The organism is Prevotella sp. ICM33 (genome assembly GCF_000517825.1).
Classification (GTDB): domain Bacteria; phylum Bacteroidota; class Bacteroidia; order Bacteroidales; family Bacteroidaceae; genus Prevotella; species Prevotella melaninogenica.
On the sequence record NZ_JACD01000051.1, the window covers coordinates 55,298 to 73,489 of the forward strand.

Here is an 18,192-nt window from a genome sequence, read left to right on the forward strand (position 1 = left end):
TCTTTAATATATTAAGCTATCTACAAAGTCTATATATTTTAACCGACTACAGTGTAATCTCATATACTCATTTTTTTCTGTATCAAAACTAATTATTCTACCATCATCCATTACATAGATACCCACAACTTTAGTAGTACCTTTAACTACTCCATAATAAGCAGTACTATTAGCTTTACCTTCTTTTGGAAGAGTTATACCATACTCTCTATATTTAATAATACTATCATTACTAATATAAGGATTAGCTTTAACTTTCTTTGCTAACTCATTACTTTTCTGGAGTATCAAAGTATCATAGTATCTAATGGAATCTATTGCACAATAATCTCTTTGTACTATTGTATCTACAATCTCTATATTATTTTCTTTAGCATAAGTTTCTAATGGATTATTAGACTTATTGCAGCTTACTAATGTTATCAATGTGATTAAAATAAATAATGTCTTTTTCATAATGTGTATTTTTTAGCGTATTGTTTAGGTAATAAATATGTTTCTTTATCTATATCTCCAGTTTTATAAACAGTACTATTAGGTAATGATTTATTTTCTACTGTTATTATTTTATCTGCTATCATTTTCTTAATATCTCTATAGCTAAATAGATACATAGTATCACCAAAGAAATAAACCATCCAGCAATTATTAGTAGTTCCATTATTCTATAGTATATCCATATAATCTAATTTCTATTTCTCCATTATATAAGTATCGTAACTTTCATATCTGGGATTTCTATTTTTAATCTCTACTCCTATTACTTTATCTTTATATTTAAAGAAACAATCTATCCTATCATAATCTCCTTTAGTAAACTATATATCAGTAACTCCTTTACTAAGTAAGAACTACTATAATTTCTATCTACCTATAAGTTCACTTTTCTAATATCCGTTCATAATGATTAAATTTTAAAGGTTAATTTTATTTTATCTATCATATAACCCCTAGTAGGTTTACCTTCTATTTTTTTTACTTTTTCTACAGCATCATAGTAAGGAGATTCTGTTATTAAGGATGCTTTTACTTTTAGTTCTATTCCATACTTATTAAAGAGCTTAGCGAATATTATTTTTAAATCCTTAGTGCTAATAAATCCAGTCCCTATTTCAGCATATATATCTCTGTAAACTCTTTCCAGCTTTATCTTATCAGCTACTCTAGCTAACATTTTTTCTTTATTATAATGGAGTGTATGTATTTCTGTTACAGATAAGTATTTAACAATATTCTCAAACTCTGGATAATCAGTTAAATATTCCTCGCTCCTAGTAGATAAATAATCATTTAATAAGTCTTTATAGCTAATTGTTATAGCTTTCTTAACTTTAATATTAAAATCCTCCCAGATTTGTTGGTTAGTATATATGCTAAATCTTTTACTCTTATTATAAGCAGCTCTTATACCAAACCCATCTTTATATTGCTTTCTGATTGACTGCTTATAAATAAATGATTGTCTTTTAAGCTCATTAATTTTCATTTCTCCATTAACTATAGAAATAAGAGATTTCTCTAAGTTTAAATCCTTACTGTAGGATTCTCTTTCCTCATTACTCATTTTTTGCCAACCAGATATTTTAAGTTTAGCATCAGATTCTTTATCACTCATTAGCTGATTAAACTCATTATCATCTAAGATATGATTATTATTACTATAAAAGTGTACTATAAAGTTTCTAAATATATTATGGTACTCTTTATTATCTCTTAATCTACCCACTATTTGCTCTAATGTTGTAGATATATCTACTAAGGTAGTATCTCTGTAACCATCACTTACAACAACAACTAAAGCATTATTACTAAACATATTACAACCTTGAAACCCTTTCTTTGTAAAGAAGTTAATCTTTTTATTAGGGTTGGTTACTGGCTCTATCTCATAATCTCCTAATATTTTCTTATTACGGATTCTATTAGCACAACTGATTTTAACCAACTCTGGATTTATCTTTAAAGTATTTACTATTTGCTCTATACCAGTAACAGTATTAAAGAAAATAAATAACTGTTCTACATCTATACCACCTATATTTAGACCATTTTCTAAAAACTCATTTATAAAGTTAGTAACACCAGTGATAAGTTTAGTAGTCTTATATCTCATTACATTTACTTTCTCTGTTTCGTCCCAGATTACTTTATAATGTGGTAATTCCTTAAATGCTGGTATCTCAAAACTAATATCTATAGGAGTAGCAGACAATAAAGAATAATGGTTAAACAGCTTGATAGTTTCTAATAGCTTAGTTATTGAATCCTCCCTATAATCCATTTCACTTAATAATAAATGATACTCATCTACTACTATATACCAATCATTAGGATTATCTATCCATTTTAATATCTTATTACTAAAGCTATCATAAGTAACTGCTATTTTCTTAATCTTATTCTCTTTACAATATCTTTTAAACTCTGGCTCATATACTCCAGCATAACATTTAAAGATATTATACTTATTATTCTTATCTGCTGCTATACTATCTACTAAATCTCTAAATGGACATACTATAATATAATTCTTATCACAATTTGCAGCAGAATATGTACCGCCTACATCTGGCTTAGTCTTATTTATAATTCCATCTGGTAATCCATTTTTAAATAAATCTAATTCACTTAAATAACGGTGTGTGCCACCTTTAATAATAAATTCATTCATTTTTGATTAGTTTTTAGGGTTAAATTAAAAATATCTATCTAAAGTGTGTTTGTAGTGTGGTTACATTTTTTAGGCTTATATAAGTAACAAAGTAATTTTTTTGTAACCTTGAAAATCAAAGAAAAGGGCTACTTAAAGCCCATTTTCTCGATTCAACCTAAAAAAATAATCATTATGTTTATCTATTGTTGCAAACACTTTCTCTAATTTTTCTATAACAAATATATGATATTTTTTTTGTGTTTCCAAGTGAATAAAAAATTATTTTTCTGAATTTTTATTAGACTACTTTAGGCTTTATTTTAATTCAAAATCTGGTATTTGAGTGATACACTTTTCTTAAAAATCAACTATAAATAAGCATATATTCAATATTATAAATTTATGCTATAACTATTTGGAATACAGTTTAATTACATATATATTTGCTATAAGAATATTGATAGAAACAACTATAAATAATAACTATAATATGCCTACTTTATAGAAAGCTCCTAAACTTTATCATAACAGATAGGTTAATAAGGAGTAGAGAAATGATATTTACCAAAGTAAAAGATGGAAAGAGCTTAGATTATCTTATATAATGTAGCACCCACTTTGTGAAATTTGTTTAGCTTTAGATAAGACTACTCCAGCAGAAGATATACATCATAAGGATAGCTTTCTAAACTACTCTGGAAATATGAGATTAAAAGTAGCTTATGATTATAATAATCTTATAGCTTTATGTAAATAGCATCATTCTTATTTACATAGAAATGGAACAACACACGGACTAAATTTAGATGCTGTTGTTAAAGAATTATCTCCTATGGTGTAATAGTAGCACAACTTTCTCTAAAAGAGTGAGATTCTGGGCGGAACAGAATGGGAGGACTAAACTTATTAAATAGATTGAAATATGAGAATAGACAAATTTATAAAAACTAATGATACGAAGGTAGAACAGCTTACTAAAATGATGGCTGAAACCTTAGTTAATGCAGAAGGTATAGCTAATTTAGCTTACTTATGGGATTTAGAAGATAGTCAGATTTATTTAGATTATTAGGACAAATTAAACCAGTTATCAGTAGAAAGGAAAAAACAATAATGAGTAATTTTAAACTACCTACTGGACTAAATAAGGAAACTAGGGATTATATGAAAGATGTAATTTCTCACCTTACAGAAGCTGGAGTAATGGAAAATGTAGATACAGCTGCTTTAAATATGCTGGCTAGATGTTATGATACTTTTGTATTAGCTAGTAAGCAATTAGAAACAGACGGCTTAACTGTTAGAAGTGATAGAGGTAATATATCAGAGCATCCACTAGTAAAAGTTAGAAAAGATGCCATTACACAATCAATTAAGATAATGACAGAGTTTGGATTAACCGCTAAATCTAGAGCTAAGTTACCACAAATGGAAAATGCAGATAGTGAGTTATCACCATTAGAACAGTTTGTAAAGAGTAATAAGGAGGTAAGATAATGAGTAATAACATATTTACAACATTAGGAGCTTCAAATCATTCAGAAGGAAAAAGAGAAGAGAATGATTTTTATGCAACAGAGCCAAAAGCCATAATAGAGTTATTAAAATATGAGAAGTTTAATAAAGATATTTGGGAGTGTGCTTGCGGTTAGAATCATATAGCAAATGTATTAAAAGATAGTGATTATAATGTACGTTGTTCAGATCTGATAGAAAGGATAAAAGGAATAGAAATTAAAGACTTTTTAGCTGATACAAATACTGAATTATGGAAAGGAGATATTATTACTAATCCTCCTTATAAATATGCTTAGCAATTTATAGAAAAAGCATTAGATATTATACCAGAAGGAAATAAAGTAGCTATGTTTCTTAAAATTCAATTTCTAGAAGGAAAGAAAAGAAAACTACTATTTTAGAAATACCCACCTAAAGTATTATATGTTAGTAGCAGTAGATTAAATTGCGCTAAAAATGGAGATTTTGAAACCTATAAAAATAACAGTGCTATTGCTTATGGTTGGTTTATATGGGAGAAAGGTTTTAAAGGTGATACTATAATTAAATGGTTTAATTAACTATGAAAGGATATTACCATTATGTAGAAGATGTACTTAATGGTAAAATAGTTGTTGGAGAGCTTATAAAATTAGCTTGCTAGAGATTCAAAGATGACCTACAAAGAGAGGATATTTATTTTAATGAATCTGTAGTAGATAAAGCTATTAATTTTATAGGCACTCTTAAACACTTTATGGGTAAATCCAGTGGAAAGCATTTTAAGCTAGAAAACTGGTAGCAGTTTATAATAGCTAATATAGTTGGCTGGTACTGGAAAGATGGGAATACCAGACGTTTTACCAGCTCTTATATAGAAGTAAGTAGAAAGAATGGTAAAACAGCTTTAGCTGCTGCTTTATGTCTTTATTATTTAATAGCTGATGGAGAAGATGGAGCAGAAGTAGATTTAGCTGCTAACAGTAAAGAATAGGCTAAAATTGCATTTGAGTTTTGTAGTAGCTTTAGTAAATAGTTAGACCCTAAAGGAAAGTATTTAAAGCCTTATAGAGATAATGTATAGTTTGCTTTAAATAATTCTAAGCTGAAAGTATTTGCTGCTGATGATTCTAAACTGGATGGATTTAATGCCAGCTTTGGACTTATCGACGAATACCACGCTGCAAAGAATAGTAAGGTTAGGGATGTTATTAAATCCTCAATGGGTATGCGTAATAATCCTCATCTATGTACTATTACTACTGCTGGTTTTGATAAAACTTTACCTTGTTATAAGCTAAGAAGTACATCTATAGAAATACTTAATAAGCTAAAGACTGATGATAGTATGTTTATTGCTATCTATTCTTTAGATGATAAAGATAATTGGACTGATAAAGATAACTGGGTTAAATGTACTCCAAACTTAAATGTTACTGTAACAAGTAAGTATATTAAAGAATAGGTACAAAGTGCTATTAATAATCCTAGTGAGGAAGTAGGAGTAAAAACTAAAACCTTAAATCTTTGGTGTGATGTTGCTGATGTTTGGCTACCAGAAAGTTATATAGTCAAAGCTAGTAAAGATATACATTTAGAGGACTTTAGAGATTGTGAATGTTATATAGGTGTGGATTTATCTGCTACATCAGATTTAACGGCTGTATCTTATCTTATTGAGAAGGATAATATTTATTACTTTAAAACTGATTATTATTTGCCAGAATCTGCTTTAGTAGATAAGCCAGATAGAGAAACTTATAAACTTTGGAAACAGTAGGGATTAATAACTATTACTACTGGTAATGTTACTGACTATGATTATATTACTAATGATATAGTAGCTGCTAGTAATATCTTAAATATACAAAAGATAGGATATGATAAATGGAACGCTACTTAGTGGGCAATACACGCTACAGAGATAGGACTACCATTAGAAGAATATCCTTAGACAATGGGAAATTTTAACCGTCCTACAAAAGAATTAGAACGGTTAATATTATCTGGTAATACTGTTATTGATAACAATGAGATTACTAGATGGTGCTTTAGAAATGTTGAATTAAAATCTGACTATAACGGAAATGTTAAGCCTAATAAAGGAATTAAATCTAAAAAGATAGATGGAGTTATAGCTATTATATAGGCTTTAGGAATGTATCTTACAGTTCCTCATTATAGCAATGAAATTTTAACTATTTAAGAATTATCATCCATATAACTTAATATGGTTTCTATTCTGCGTAATAAATCATCTGTTCCATTAACATTACCATAAAGAACATCATTGTAAAGATTTTTTACATCATTTTTAGCTATTACTAATATTTGTTTAGCATTACTACCTACTACAGTCCTTTCTATTACTCGTGTAGGTATATCATTAGAAGATGATTGATTTTCTATCTGCTCTTGCAAATCTTCACACTTTTCTTTATAATCAGCTAATTCTGATTGACAGCTAGATAATTGTGATTTACAATCATTAGCTTCTTTTTCTAATTGATTATATTTAGCTTGTAAAGCATCATAATCATCTTGGCTAGTACCACCACCACAAGAAACTAAACACAACGGAAATAGTAGCAATAATAAACTTTTTCTCATAATCAATAATTGTTAAGTTGGGACAAAGATACAAAAAATATATAATAAATGGGATTTTTTAGTAAAAAGAAAAAAATAGAAGAACGTAGTAATCCATTTGATTATTTGATGTATAATAGCACTGGAAGTTATACAGAAAGTAAGGCTTTACTACTTAGTACGGTTTATAGGTGTGTAGAAGTAATATCTGATAGTATTGCTTAGCTACCATTAGAGCCATATAAAATAGATAAAGACGGATATAAGATTAAATATACAGAGCATCCTACTTATAGCTTACTAAATAGAGAGCCTAATAATAAAATGACTAGGTTCACATTTATAAAGACTTTGGTTATTAGTATGCTTTTAAAAGGTAATGGATATGCTTATATAGAAAGAGATACTAATGGAAATGCTAAGGCTTTACATTATATTCCAGCTGAATTAGTAACAGTTATATAGCCACAAACTATTAATGATAATATAGTATATAGTGTTACTGGTATGGCTAATGCTGTTGAAGCTTGTAATATGATACACTTACTTAACTTTAGCTATAATGGCATTAATGGAATTAGTACATTAGCACACGCTAAAAATACATTAGGCTTATCTACAGATAGTGAAGCACACGCTTAGGGATTCTTTAAAGGTGGTGCTAATTTAGCTGGTATATTGAAAGTACAAAGTACTTTAACAAGTAAGCAAAAGAATGACTTAAAAACTAGCTGGTAGACTGCTTTTAGTCCCGTTACTGGTACACCAAATGGAGTAGCTGTATTAGAGGGAAATATGGAATTTTAGCCTATAACAGTAAATCCAGCTGATGCTTAGTTATTAGAAACAAGATAGTTTAATGTAGTAGATATATGTAGATTCTTTGGTGTATCTCCAGTAAAAGCATTTGATTTATCAAAGTCCAGTTATTCAACTGTAGAAGCTACAGAGTTAGCTTTCCTTACTGATACTCTTTCTCCATTGTTAGAAAAGATAGAACTGGAATTTGAAAGAAAATTATATAAGCCTAGTGAAAGAGATAACATAGATGTTAGATTTAATACTGCTACATTATTAAGAGCTGATAAACAATCATTAGCAAGCTATTACAATACTCTATTTTAGATTGGTGTAATTAGTCCTAATGAAATTAGAAAAGAATTAGATTTACCAGCTTTACCAGATGGAGATAATACCTTTGTTTAGGTTAATGTACAAACTTTAAAAGCAGCTACTACTGTTGCTAAAAATAATACTATAGAAAATGGGAGTAATTAGAGTAACTAAATTTATAGAAGAGTTTACTGTTGATAATTTTTTTGATAGTAATAAACAACCAGAAACAAGTAATCCTATAACAGTTAATCCAGTAAATAATTCAGCAGAATCATTAAATATAGAAGATGTTGAAATTATAAATTATATAGAAAATCAATCTGATGCTTTTATATAGACTGATTTCAGTTCCACAAAAGAAGATAAAGTAAAAATTGCGAAAGATATATTATATTTCGATAATAAACAAAACAGATATGATGGTTATAATGACATTTACTTTGGAATTGGTAAGCGAAGTGATAACTACAGTCTGTTGATTCAAGGTATATTCATTACATCGGAAACTGTAAAGGGTATATATAATGAATTTAGTCTGTTTACCTTTACCCCTAATATATCATCCTTTTAGTACGGTAATGGTATGGGAGGGAATATAACCAAATATCAGAGTGAATTTAACATAGGCAGTCATACTGATAAAGTGACACATAATGATAAGATTCACTTTGACAACTTACTGCTGTTTAAGACAGACTAGGAACATTCTAATTATAAAGCTAGATTAAAGACAGCTTAGATATATAAGAATGATATATTAGTAAGAGATTACGTAGCTGCAAAACGTAAGAAAGATAATAAAGTAGGATTATTTGATAAAGTAGAGAATAAATTTTATACTAGTCCTAATGGTACTGAATTTATTGCTGAATAATATGAAGGAAGTAAGAAATAATAATTTAGAAATTAGAGCTATCACACCAGAAAGTAGATAGGTAGAAGGATATGCTTTAGTTTTTAACTCTGAATCAAATGATTTAGGAGGATTTAAAGAGATTATAGACAGTAGAGCCTTAGAAGGGGTTATAGCTAATTCTGATGTACTTTGTTTACTTAATCACAATGAGGACAAAGGAGTATTAGCCAGATGTAATAAAGGTAATGGAAGTTTAGAACTTACTATAGATGATAAAGGATTAAAGTATGCTTTTGAAGCTCCTAATACTGCTTTAGGTGATGAACTATTAGAAGGACTTAGAAGGGGTGATATTAGTACATCTTCATTTGCTTTTACTGTAGGTTCTGATAGCTGGGAGAAAAGAGCAGACGGTACTTATTTACGTACTATCAAAGATATTAAATAGCTTTATGATGTATCACCAGTTTATCACGCTGCTTATGATGCAACATCAGTTAATACCAGAGGACTAGATAACTTAAAAGAATAGGAAAAGAAAGAGATAGAAGACTATTATAAAGAACTAGAAAATAAAATTAATGGCTAACACATTAGAGTTATTGGATAAAAAGGAATAGCTTACTATTCAAGCTAAGAATATCCTTACAGCTGGTAAATCTGAATCTAGAAAGTTATCAGCAGATGAAGAAAATGCTTACAATGATTTATGTAAGCAAATAGCAGATGTTGACAAAGAAATTAGAGATATTAATGATAAGTTAAACAAAGAAACAAACAAAGTAATTAAAAGAACTATGAGTAAATTTTCATTGATTAAAGCAGTAAATGACATCGCAAATAACCGTAATTTGGATGAAAGAAGTTAGGAAGTAGTAAACGCTGGTATTGCAGAAATGCGTAAGGCTGGGCAATCATATAGCGGTCAGATTGTATTACCTATTGAGGAAAGAGCAAATATTCAAGCTACAGTAGCTACAAATGGGCAAGAAGTTGTAGCAGAAGATAAACTTAATATTTTAGAGCCACTTAGAGCTAATTTAGTAATGGCTTAGGCTGGTGCTACTTATATGAGTGGTTTAGTAGGTAATGTATCTATTCCAGTATATAGTGGTTCTAATGTAGGCTGGGCTGGTGAAGTAGATGCTGCTACTGATGGTGCTGGTAAATTTAGTGAAGTTAATTTAGAGCCTAAGAGATTGACAGCATTTATAGATATTTCTAAGCAGTTCCTTATTCAAGATTCAGTATCAGCAGAGGAAATGCTTAAAAATGATATTGTAAGAGCTATCTCTAATGAATTGGAGAAAACTATTTTAGGTAATGCTGCTGGTTCTAATACTAAGCCAGCTGGCGTATTTAATGGTGTAACTGCTGATACTACAGCTTTAGATTTTAAAGGTATTGTAGATATGGAACAAGCATTAGAGGATAAAAATGTAACTGGTAATCTTGCATTTATTGTAGCACCTAATGTTAAGGCTACTTTAAAGACTACTCTTAAATCTACTGGAGTTTCTGGTTATTTGATGGAAGGTGGAGAAGTAGACGGTATTCCAGTTTATTCTACATCAGCTTGTACATCTAAAGGTATGGTATTAGGTAATTTCTCTGATTATGTAATAGGACAATGGGGCGGTATTGATTTGACTGTAGACCCATATACACAAGCAGCAAGCGGTAAAGTACGCTTAGTTATTAACGCTTACTTTGATGCTAAGCCACGCAGAGCCGAAGCATTTGCTAAGAAAGTAATTAAGTAATATAGTCTATTTAATAAGTAAAAGCTATGTTTGTTACATTAAAAGAAGCAAAGAAACATCTTAATATAGATGATGGTTTTACTGATGATGATACTTATATAACAACTCTTATTTAGGTAGCAGAAGATTCAGTAGCTTAGCATTTAGACATAGCTTTAAATGAGTTAATAGTAGGTGGTAAATTACCATCTGCTGTTACTCATTCTATTTTACTAATGATTGGTAATCTGTATGCTAATAGAGAGCCAGTAAGTTATAGTACTGTAATGAAAGTACCTTATACTATGGAGTATTTATTAGGACTTTATAAACATTATAATATACCATAATATGTAGGCTGGATTATTAACGGATAGAATTATTATAGAAAAGCCAATCACTTAGCAAAATGGATTTGGAGCTAATGCTATTAAATGGACTGAATTTGTAACTACTAGAGCTGGAGTTACTTATAGTAATGGTAATAGAACTAATGAAAACAATGAGATAGTATATATTTATACTGTAGTCTTTAAAATTAGATATTATCACAAAGTAACGGAATTTATGCGTATCACTTGGAACGATTAGAAATATAGAATTTTATCTATCTAGGCTGATAAACATAAGTAGTTTAAAATAATTAATGCAGAGTTAATAAATGATTGAATTTGATGATAGTTAGGTATTAAATCTATTTGCTGCTTTATCTGGTAAAGATTAGACTAAAGCAATGAAAGCAGCACTTAGAAAAGCTGCTTAGATATTAGTAAGAAAGACTAAAAGTAATTTAAAGAATATAGTAAAGAACTCCACTAAGAAATCTGCAAAGTATGGTAAATCTCTTTAGAGTGGTATTAAAGCCAAAGTAAACAAAGAAGGTACTGAAGCTAAGGTGCATATTATGGGAGATTTTAGACTAAAGTTTTTTGAATCTGGTACAAAAGACAGATATACCAGAGGACATAAAATAACTGGGTATGAAGGTAGGCATTTAAAAAGAAGTGGAAAAGGTGGTTTTAGAGGTGTAATTACTGGAAAGAACTTTTTTAAGTCAGCTTAGAAAGAAAGTGAAAGTTAGGTATTCAGTAGTATAGATAACTTACTATCAGAATCAATTTAGAAAATAGCATCTAAGAAATGAGTAGTCTACAAATTGGTAAAGCTATATATACTATATTGGCTAAAAATAATATAAGTAAAGTGTTTCCTTTAGTTGCCGATGAAGGTACTACTTTTCCATTTATAGTTTATAAGCGTAGTGGATTAGAGCCAGCTAATACTAAGGATGTATATAACTTTTCAGAATTAGCTACTTTAGATATTATTGTAGCAGCTAATACTTATGAAGAGAGCATAACAATAGCTGAAAAAGTTAAGGATATACTGGAGCATAGTAGAGGTACTTATGCTGGTATTACTATAGAGGAAATTACTTTAGATGATGCAGATGAGGATTATTTAGAAGATACATTTATATAGAAACTAACATTTAAAATTAATATAAAATGAGTGTAATTAAAGGTAGTGATATGATGCTTTTTGTGGGTGGTAAATCTATTGGATTTGCTACATCACATAGTTTGTCAATTAGTGCAGATACAAAAGAAACCAGTTCTAAAGACAGTGGTGGCAAGTGGCAAACCAGTGAAGTAGGTGTTTTAAGTTGGACTGCTTCAAGTGAAAACCTTTGTGCAGATGCTGTAGAAGGTATTGGCTATGATGATTTGTTTGGAATGATGATAGCAAGAAAGCCTATTACTGGTGTATTTGCTTTGGAAGGAAGTTCTACTAATTTAGCAGAAGGTAAGTTAGATGCTGTTAAAACTGGTGGTTGGAAAGCTAAGGCTAATGATGGATATACTGGATAGATGATTATAACATCTTTGGAGAAAAACGCTCCAAATGGAGAAAACGCAACATTTACAGTACAATTTACTGGAGTTGGTGCGCTTACAAAAGTTATAGCTTAATAATAACTAATAGCCTACTCTTTTACCCATAAAGGGTAGGCTTTATTTTTAAATAGACTATGATTATAAATAAGAAAGAATATAAAATGAAATATACTTTTAGGGCTTTAATGCTCTTTGAGTAGATTACTAATAAGATGTTTACAATAGAAAGTTTATCAGATGAGCTAATATTTTTCTATTGCATCCTATTAGCTAATAATCCAGATAATACTATGACATTTGACGAGTTTATGGATTATATAGATGATGACCCTACTTTACTTACATAGTTCCAGCAATTCCTTACTGATGAAGCTATAAAAAGAAATGTATATAGTAAAGTAGAATCAGACGAAAAAAAAAGTCTTTAACCGTTACTGAAATATACTAGACTTTAGTAATATAGTGTGGCTTATCTCCAGACTATGTATTAGATAAAATGCAAATGTATGAAGTATAGCCACTTATTACATCTATGCACTTAAAACATAGGGATAGCTGGGAACAAAGCAGAATGATAGCCTATATTATTGCATAGGTAAATAGTAGAAAGAAACTAAATCCTACAGACATTATTAAATTTGCTTGGGATAATGAGGAAGAGATGAATAAGGAAACTAGTATGAGTAATGAGGATATAGAAAGACTTAGAAAGAAAGCAAAAGAATATTCATTAAAAAATAAATAATATATGGCTGATTTTGTAACTAGAATTATACTTTAGAATCAGCAGTTTAAAAGCTAGCTGTAGGATTGTAAAAAAGAGATAGCAAGTTTAAAAGGAGCTAGTTAGTCTACTGGTAGTTCATTAGGTAACTTTAATGGTTTACTTAGTAAGGTTGGTATTAGTGCTAATGGCTCTGGTAATATACTTAGTACTTTAGGCGGTACACTTGGTAAATTAGGTGGATTCTTTGGTGTGGCTATGAGTGCTGGGGCTTTATTTAATGAAATGTTAGATAATAGCCAGACTTTAGGAGATGCTGTAGAAAGGGCACAAACTTAGGCTGGTAGTGCTGTAGATTACTTTGCTACTTGTTTAGTAAATGCTGACTTTAGTAACTTTATAAATGGATTACAGCAGACTATAGAAGAATCTGGTAAGTTAGCTGATGCTTTAGATGATTTAGCAACAGCAGCACAATAGTTAGGAGTAATAGATGCTAGAGTAAACGCAAAGAGAGCTTTAGCACAAAAACACTATTACGAAGCTAGAACTAAAGAGCAAAAGAAAGCTGCTGTAGAGGAAATGAAAGATGCTGATAAGATGTTTGCAGAAGCTCATAGTAAGTTTGGTAAGAAAAACTTAGATACTGGTAGATAGCAAATTAGAGCTATTGTAAATCCTTAGCTTAATGGAAAACATCTTACAGATAATCAAATAGATTATTATTTCCTTAATGAAGAAAAAGCTGCTGAATAGGGTAAAAAAGCTAATAAGAAATTATAGGCTATAGTTTCAGAGCGTAATAAGATACTTAATAAAGGAAAAGATACAGACTTTGACGGACCAGTAGGACATAAAGGAAGTAATCCAGTAAGTAATTTATCTGCTGCTGATAAGAAAAGATTACAGTAGCTAAATGCAAAGGAAAAATAGATTAAAGGTACTATAGGCTATGCTTATTCTAGAATAAATGAAATATAGGATAACAAAGAAAATGCACCTATGACACAAGCCAGAAATAATATTAAAGAATATTATAGCTAGCAAGCATAGGTAACATAGCTAGAAGCCAATACTGCTAGGAAGGAAGCAATGGCTGAAAGTTATAAAGGTGGTTCTAGTACCAAAAAAGGAAATAAGAAGAAAGGTAAGGGACATAAAACACCTAAAAATACAACACCAAAGAAAGTATATAAGGAAACTGCTACTACTATAGAAGCTATGGAGGATAATATAGATGTATTATCTGAAAAGCTAAAGAAGTGTGTACCTAATTCAGAATCTTATAAAGAAGTTGAATCACTTTTAGAAAAGTGGAAAGATAAACTTTCTATGGTTGGTTTTGATGTAAATGCTAAGACTATTAAAGGAATGAGTGATAACATCCAGATTCTTAGCGACAAATTACAGAACTTAGACCCTAATACTGATGCTTTCAAAGAAACTACTAATCTTATAGAGAGCTGGCAAACTAAGCTGGATGATATTAATAATAATGGCTTTAAAGATAGTGCTAAAAGCATTAAGGATATTAATAATAATATTCAGATACTTAACTACAGACTAAATAAAACAGTACCTAGAACGGATGAATGGTTTTAGATTACTAAGCAAATTAAGCAATAGAAGGAATTACTAAATACATTTGCAAAAGGTTCTATAGCTGATTTGAATAATCAAATAGAAGAAATATCAGAATAGCTATAGAATGAAAATCTTACTGTAGATGCTAGAGTTAAGTTAGAAACCACTAAGAAAGAGTTATAGGATGCTATAGATACTATTAGTGATACTACTACTATTAAGATTAAAAAGCTGGATTTTAGCACTTAGGATAAAGTTAAATCTTATGATAATGCTTAGACAAATATTAGCTCTGTTACTAATTAGCGTAATATAGGACTAATAGACAAATAGGCTGCTGATAGTTAGATAGCTGATATTAATAAGCAATTATAGGCATTAGGATTAAAGCCAATAAAAGTACATATTGAAACTGATTTTGAAAAAGACTTTGCGGATTTTAGAAATAATGCGAATGATATTATAGGTGGCTTAGAAGGTATAGGAAATGTTGTTAATAGTATAGAATCATTATCTAATGCTTTGGCTAATGGTGCTGATGCTTGGACTGTTTTTATGGGAGTAGTAGATACTGCTACAACTATATTACAAACTGTTGGTAGTGTAATGACTGCTGTAAATACTATTACAGAATTATTAGGAGCTACAACAGCTGCTACTGCTGCTATTGATACAGCTGCAACATCTTAGGAAGTTGCCAACTCACAAGCTAAAGTAGCTGCTAACAGTGCAGAAGCTATTAGTGGTGCTACTAAATCTGGAGCTTAGTTACCTTTCCCATTAAATATAGTGGCTATTGCTGCTGGTTTAGCTGCTGTTATTGCTGGTATTGCTATGATTGGTAGCTTTGCTGATGGTGGAGTTATTGGTGGTAATAGTTTTCACGGTGATAATATGTTTGCCAGAGTAAACGCTGGAGAAATGATACTTAATAATAAACAATAGGGTAATTTATTTAGGCTACTAGATGGCGGTGGAGTTGCTTCTAATACTGGTACTCCTACAGTCAAAATTAAAGGTTCTGATTTATATGTAGCATTAAATAACTATGGTTCTAAAATGGGTAAAATACGATGATTTATAATGCTGGGTTTAGAGATATTAATAATAATCTCTATACAATTAAAATAACTAATGGAACAAAAGGGACTATCTAGAGAAATCTAACTCTAGGTAGTGTACCTTTTAAAACAGAGATGGATAGTTCAGACGATACAATATATAAGCCAGTTAAATATCAGTCTGCTAGCTGTAATATAATTACACCAGATTATAACTTTGATATTTATAGTGGTAAAGCATAGGGTACTAAAATAGAATTATCAGATAGTAAAGGTATAGCTTGGACTGGATACATTGAGCCAAACCTTTATAATATGGGATTTGAAGAAGAAAGAGAAGAGATAGAGCTTTCTTGTATAGATGCTTTAGCTACTCTACAATATATAAAGTACACAACAGATAAAAAGAAAGTAACAACCTTACTAAGCATAATTAATAAGGCTATTAAAAACTGTAATGCTTATGCTGGGTTTGTTTTTAGTGCTAACACACAACTTAATAACACAAATATAGATAGCATCTTAGATAAACTATACATATCAGAATAGAATTTTTATGATGATAAGAAACCAGAGGAATCTGATACAGATGTAGCTTGGACTTATAAAGATGTATTAGAAGAGATTTGTAAGTTTCTAGGGGTAACAGCTGTTGCTGATAGAGATTTAGTTTATTTTCTGGATTATGATGCTATTAAAAATGGAATCAATGATTATTATAAATATACTATTGATAATCCTACTCCAGAAAAAATAACTGTATCTTTTAATAAGACTATTACAGCTGATGATTATTCAAATAGTGGTGCATCTTTATCTATCGACAATGTTTATAACAAAGTAAAAATTACTGATGATTTATATACGTTTGATGAGATACTACCAGATATGTTTGATAGAGCTATTAATATTACAGCTGATTCAGATACTACTTTACAAAACTCTAATACTGCCAGTTCTGGTATATATGGAGAAGTAGTAGCTAACAAAGTAGGTAATACTGCTGATAGTAAAAATAAGAATATGATAGTATTCTTAGATACAGTAAGGAATCCAGACGGAGGTAATAATGCTTTAAACGTAGTATTTGTTAAGTACTTTAATAATCCATACTATAAGTTTTACAAGTATGATGCTAATGGTAGAGATATAACAGATAGTATTAAGTCACTAAACTATACAGATACTAAATCTATGCACGGTGCTACTATAGCTAAGTTTTGTGTTAAGAAGTTAGATGTAGGTTCAGATATTCCTTTTATATTTTCAGATTTAGTATTTCAAGTAACTAAAGGTAAAATTACTTTAGATAATTGGTTAGCAGCTAATGAATTTAGTAAGGTTGATTTTTCAGATTACATAGTATTATTAAATCCACAAAGTAATCATATTAGTAATGATAATATTACTCAATATCCATATTTACAAACAGTTGTATCTGATACTACTGCTTTATTTGGAGGAGATAATGCTTATCTTATTATTAGTGGTAATTATATGTATCACTATTACGATGATGACCCCTATCCAATTCCAGAAGGAGAATCTGATATATCAGAAGGGCGGTATGCTATGGATGCTGGATAGACCTATTTAATGGCTAAATTATAGTGGGGTAACTTATATTGGAGTGGTGATTAGAAAAAAGGAAATAATGGCTGGGTAACAACAGAAACTACTTTCAAAATTCCATATATGAAAGATGATGCTGGTAAAGGAGATAGAAGAGCAGATGCAACTATGTTTAAGAATCTAAAGTTTATCAATAGTGTTAATTGGCGTATTGGTACAAACGAGCAAGGATATTTAATTACATTACCTAAAAATGGAGTTATAAGCGGTTTACCAACACTTACAGTATATAAGCCATTTGACCCTAATTTTCATAGTGCAAAATCTGGAAAGGATAAAGGATAGCATTATAAACATAGTTGTGTATTTCTAAAGGATTTTAAGTTTAAGGCTATTATTGGCGACCCTACATTTAGTAAGGTTAATGATAGTGATACTATATATACCAATGATATTAATACAGACTATGTAAAAGAGCTGGGAGATATTAAATTTAAGGTTTGTACTTGGGATAATAAAAAACCAAACTACAGCTCTATAGCTATTAAAAAAACTGATGGCAGTATGGAATATCTGGATAAAACATATAATAGAGCAACTAGAGATACAGCCAGATAGGAAGAACATTTAATATAGAGGATATATAATTAGTATAATACAGCATCCATTATATTATAGTTACCCCTTAGAAATGATAACTAGATATATGGACTGTATAGAGATACTACTATTAATGATAGAGTATTTATAGTAGACTATATAAATAGAGATTACAGAAATAATTAGGTGGATATTAAACTAATTGAAAAGAAATGATACAAATACAGAAGTATAATAAGCCTAAAGATTCTGGAAAAGATAGCCGAATTATTTATAATAATGAAGGCACTACTAAATAGG

The 18,192-nt window shown here is 29.8% G+C and carries 22 protein-coding genes and 4 pseudogenes; 22 read left to right on the forward strand and 4 right to left on the reverse strand.

Annotated features, from left to right (window positions below; all coding sequences use genetic code 11):
* Positions 1–3: 3 nt before the first annotated feature.
* The 3 genes from HMPREF1505_RS05800 to HMPREF1505_RS05810 all read right to left on the reverse strand — a co-directional run bounded on the left by HMPREF1505_RS05800 (position 4) and on the right by HMPREF1505_RS05810 (position 2,671).
* Positions 4–456 carry a hypothetical protein gene (locus tag HMPREF1505_RS05800; RefSeq protein ID WP_036923689.1) on the reverse strand — a complete coding sequence of 151 codons (453 nt, stop codon included), beginning with the start codon at positions 454–456 and terminating at the stop codon, positions 4–6.
* On the reverse strand, positions 453–581 hold the full coding sequence (locus tag HMPREF1505_RS13620; protein ID WP_255326823.1) for a hypothetical protein: 129 nt from the start codon (positions 579–581) through the stop codon (positions 453–455). Before HMPREF1505_RS13620 ends, HMPREF1505_RS05800 begins: the two co-directional genes overlap by 4 nt.
* Before the next feature lie 326 nt (positions 582–907).
* Entirely contained in the window at positions 908–2,671 is a 1,764-nt protein-coding gene (locus HMPREF1505_RS05810; protein ID WP_036923691.1) for a DEAD/DEAH box helicase family protein, read from the reverse strand.
* Positions 2,672–3,575: 904 nt separating this feature from the next.
* Here HMPREF1505_RS05810 and HMPREF1505_RS13130 point away from each other — a divergent pair.
* The 6 genes and pseudogenes from HMPREF1505_RS13130 to HMPREF1505_RS13720 all read left to right on the forward strand — a co-directional run bounded on the left by HMPREF1505_RS13130 (position 3,576) and on the right by HMPREF1505_RS13720 (position 6,299).
* Positions 3,576–3,725 carry a hypothetical protein gene (locus HMPREF1505_RS13130; protein ID WP_155948916.1) on the forward strand — a complete coding sequence of 50 codons (150 nt, stop codon included), beginning with the start codon at positions 3,576–3,578 and terminating at the stop codon, positions 3,723–3,725.
* 41 nt (positions 3,726–3,766) lie between these two features.
* Entirely contained in the window at positions 3,767–4,150 is a 384-nt protein-coding gene (locus tag HMPREF1505_RS05815; protein WP_036923692.1) for a phage terminase small subunit P27 family, read from the forward strand.
* Positions 4,150–4,305 (forward strand): hypothetical protein, encoded by a 156-nt coding sequence (locus HMPREF1505_RS13450; protein ID WP_231480347.1) that lies wholly within the window; start codon positions 4,150–4,152, stop codon positions 4,303–4,305. The genes HMPREF1505_RS05815 and HMPREF1505_RS13450 overlap by 1 nt, the downstream gene beginning before the upstream one ends.
* A gap of 656 nt (positions 4,306–4,961) precedes the next feature.
* Positions 4,962–5,615, forward strand: a pseudogene (locus HMPREF1505_RS13710) (terminase large subunit domain-containing protein).
* Between the two features lie 12 nt (positions 5,616–5,627).
* Positions 5,628–5,930 carry a terminase TerL endonuclease subunit gene (locus HMPREF1505_RS13715; protein ID WP_308339620.1) on the forward strand — a complete coding sequence of 101 codons (303 nt, stop codon included), beginning with the start codon at positions 5,628–5,630 and terminating at the stop codon, positions 5,928–5,930.
* Between the two features lie 177 nt (positions 5,931–6,107).
* Positions 6,108–6,299: a terminase TerL endonuclease subunit gene (locus tag HMPREF1505_RS13720; protein ID WP_308339619.1), complete on the forward strand. Its 192-nt coding sequence runs from the start codon at positions 6,108–6,110 to the stop codon at positions 6,297–6,299.
* A 53-nt stretch (positions 6,300–6,352) separates the two neighbouring features.
* Here HMPREF1505_RS13720 and HMPREF1505_RS05830 read toward each other — a convergent pair whose 3' ends face one another.
* A complete protein-coding gene (locus HMPREF1505_RS05830) occupies positions 6,353–6,760 on the reverse strand; it encodes a hypothetical protein (RefSeq protein ID WP_036923693.1) in 408 nt (135 codons plus the stop codon).
* A 246-nt stretch (positions 6,761–7,006) separates the two neighbouring features.
* On the opposite strand from HMPREF1505_RS05830, the gene HMPREF1505_RS13455 reads away from it, so the two are divergent.
* From HMPREF1505_RS13455 to HMPREF1505_RS13330, 16 genes and pseudogenes are all read left to right on the forward strand, one after another.
* Positions 7,007–7,204 (forward strand): phage portal protein, encoded by a 198-nt coding sequence (locus HMPREF1505_RS13455; protein ID WP_231480352.1) that lies wholly within the window; start codon positions 7,007–7,009, stop codon positions 7,202–7,204.
* Positions 7,205–7,606: 402 nt separating this feature from the next.
* A pseudogene (locus HMPREF1505_RS13460) lies at positions 7,607–7,864 on the forward strand (phage portal protein); the annotation flags it as partial.
* Positions 7,865–8,003: 139 nt separating this feature from the next.
* A complete protein-coding gene (locus HMPREF1505_RS05840; RefSeq protein ID WP_036923694.1) occupies positions 8,004–8,192 on the forward strand; it encodes a hypothetical protein in 189 nt (62 codons plus the stop codon).
* Between the two features lie 610 nt (positions 8,193–8,802).
* Positions 8,803–9,159, forward strand: a pseudogene (locus HMPREF1505_RS12855) (HK97 family phage prohead protease); the annotation flags it as partial.
* 448 nt (positions 9,160–9,607) lie between these two features.
* Positions 9,608–9,766: a hypothetical protein gene (locus tag HMPREF1505_RS13465; RefSeq protein WP_231480348.1), complete on the forward strand. Its 159-nt coding sequence runs from the start codon at positions 9,608–9,610 to the stop codon at positions 9,764–9,766.
* Between the two features lie 15 nt (positions 9,767–9,781).
* Positions 9,782–10,474 carry a phage major capsid protein gene (locus HMPREF1505_RS13470; protein WP_231480349.1) on the forward strand — a complete coding sequence of 231 codons (693 nt, stop codon included), beginning with the start codon at positions 9,782–9,784 and terminating at the stop codon, positions 10,472–10,474.
* Between the two features lie 26 nt (positions 10,475–10,500).
* On the forward strand, positions 10,501–10,590 hold the full coding sequence (locus HMPREF1505_RS13475) for a phage head-tail connector protein (protein WP_231480350.1): 90 nt from the start codon (positions 10,501–10,503) through the stop codon (positions 10,588–10,590).
* Positions 10,591–10,870: 280 nt separating this feature from the next.
* A pseudogene (locus HMPREF1505_RS12860) lies at positions 10,871–11,044 on the forward strand (head-tail adaptor protein); the annotation flags it as partial.
* A gap of 549 nt (positions 11,045–11,593) precedes the next feature.
* A complete protein-coding gene (locus HMPREF1505_RS05855; RefSeq protein WP_036923695.1) occupies positions 11,594–11,935 on the forward strand; it encodes a DUF3168 domain-containing protein in 342 nt (113 codons plus the stop codon).
* Between the two features lie 26 nt (positions 11,936–11,961).
* The gene (locus tag HMPREF1505_RS05860) at positions 11,962–12,324 is read left to right on the forward strand and encodes a phage tail tube protein (RefSeq protein WP_231480351.1); all 363 of its coding nucleotides are present in this window, start codon (positions 11,962–11,964) and stop codon (positions 12,322–12,324) included.
* 1,843 nt (positions 12,325–14,167) lie between these two features.
* Positions 14,168–14,677 (forward strand): hypothetical protein, encoded by a 510-nt coding sequence (locus tag HMPREF1505_RS05865; RefSeq protein WP_036923696.1) that lies wholly within the window; start codon positions 14,168–14,170, stop codon positions 14,675–14,677.
* Positions 14,678–15,181: 504 nt separating this feature from the next.
* Positions 15,182–15,349 (forward strand): hypothetical protein, encoded by a 168-nt coding sequence (locus HMPREF1505_RS13480; RefSeq protein ID WP_155948917.1) that lies wholly within the window; start codon positions 15,182–15,184, stop codon positions 15,347–15,349.
* 99 nt (positions 15,350–15,448) lie between these two features.
* Entirely contained in the window at positions 15,449–15,604 is a 156-nt protein-coding gene (locus HMPREF1505_RS13140; RefSeq protein ID WP_155948918.1) for a hypothetical protein, read from the forward strand.
* A 431-nt stretch (positions 15,605–16,035) separates the two neighbouring features.
* Positions 16,036–16,269 carry a hypothetical protein gene (locus HMPREF1505_RS13320; protein WP_197017498.1) on the forward strand — a complete coding sequence of 78 codons (234 nt, stop codon included), beginning with the start codon at positions 16,036–16,038 and terminating at the stop codon, positions 16,267–16,269.
* Positions 16,270–16,608: 339 nt separating this feature from the next.
* Positions 16,609–17,307 (forward strand): hypothetical protein, encoded by a 699-nt coding sequence (locus tag HMPREF1505_RS13325; protein ID WP_197017499.1) that lies wholly within the window; start codon positions 16,609–16,611, stop codon positions 17,305–17,307.
* A gap of 108 nt (positions 17,308–17,415) precedes the next feature.
* A complete protein-coding gene (locus HMPREF1505_RS13330; protein WP_197017500.1) occupies positions 17,416–17,637 on the forward strand; it encodes a hypothetical protein in 222 nt (73 codons plus the stop codon).
* Positions 17,638–18,192 lie beyond the last annotated feature (555 nt).

Bases quoted from the DNA above. Each gene is read 5' to 3' on its own strand.
- HMPREF1505_RS05800 (WP_036923689.1), bottom strand. From the start codon at position 456: ATGAAAAAGACATTATTTATTTTAATCACATTGATAACATTAGTAAGC.
- HMPREF1505_RS13620 (WP_255326823.1), bottom strand. From the start codon at position 581: ATGATAGCAGATAAAATAATAACAGTAGAAAATAAATCATTACCTAAT.
- HMPREF1505_RS05810 (WP_036923691.1), bottom strand. From the start codon at position 2,671: ATGAATGAATTTATTATTAAAGGTGGCACACACCGTTATTTAAGTGAA.
- HMPREF1505_RS13130 (WP_155948916.1), top strand. From the start codon at position 3,576: ATGAGAATAGACAAATTTATAAAAACTAATGATACGAAGGTAGAACAG.
- HMPREF1505_RS05815 (WP_036923692.1), top strand. From the start codon at position 3,767: ATGAGTAATTTTAAACTACCTACTGGACTAAATAAGGAAACTAGGGAT.
- HMPREF1505_RS13450 (WP_231480347.1), top strand. From the start codon at position 4,150: ATGAGTAATAACATATTTACAACATTAGGAGCTTCAAATCATTCAGAA.
- HMPREF1505_RS13720 (WP_308339619.1), top strand. From the start codon at position 6,108: ATGGGAAATTTTAACCGTCCTACAAAAGAATTAGAACGGTTAATATTA.
- HMPREF1505_RS05830 (WP_036923693.1), bottom strand. From the start codon at position 6,760: ATGAGAAAAAGTTTATTATTGCTACTATTTCCGTTGTGTTTAGTTTCT.
- HMPREF1505_RS05840 (WP_036923694.1), top strand. From the start codon at position 8,004: ATGGGAGTAATTAGAGTAACTAAATTTATAGAAGAGTTTACTGTTGAT.
- HMPREF1505_RS13465 (WP_231480348.1), top strand. From the start codon at position 9,608: ATGCGTAAGGCTGGGCAATCATATAGCGGTCAGATTGTATTACCTATT.
- HMPREF1505_RS13470 (WP_231480349.1), top strand. From the start codon at position 9,782: ATGAGTGGTTTAGTAGGTAATGTATCTATTCCAGTATATAGTGGTTCT.
- HMPREF1505_RS13475 (WP_231480350.1), top strand. From the start codon at position 10,501: ATGTTTGTTACATTAAAAGAAGCAAAGAAACATCTTAATATAGATGAT.
- HMPREF1505_RS05855 (WP_036923695.1), top strand. From the start codon at position 11,594: ATGAGTAGTCTACAAATTGGTAAAGCTATATATACTATATTGGCTAAA.
- HMPREF1505_RS05860 (WP_231480351.1), top strand. From the start codon at position 11,962: ATGAGTGTAATTAAAGGTAGTGATATGATGCTTTTTGTGGGTGGTAAA.
- HMPREF1505_RS05865 (WP_036923696.1), top strand. From the start codon at position 14,168: ATGGCTGAAAGTTATAAAGGTGGTTCTAGTACCAAAAAAGGAAATAAG.
- HMPREF1505_RS13320 (WP_197017498.1), top strand. From the start codon at position 16,036: ATGGGATTTGAAGAAGAAAGAGAAGAGATAGAGCTTTCTTGTATAGAT.
- HMPREF1505_RS13325 (WP_197017499.1), top strand. From the start codon at position 16,609: ATGTTTGATAGAGCTATTAATATTACAGCTGATTCAGATACTACTTTA.
- HMPREF1505_RS13330 (WP_197017500.1), top strand. From the start codon at position 17,416: ATGAAAGATGATGCTGGTAAAGGAGATAGAAGAGCAGATGCAACTATG.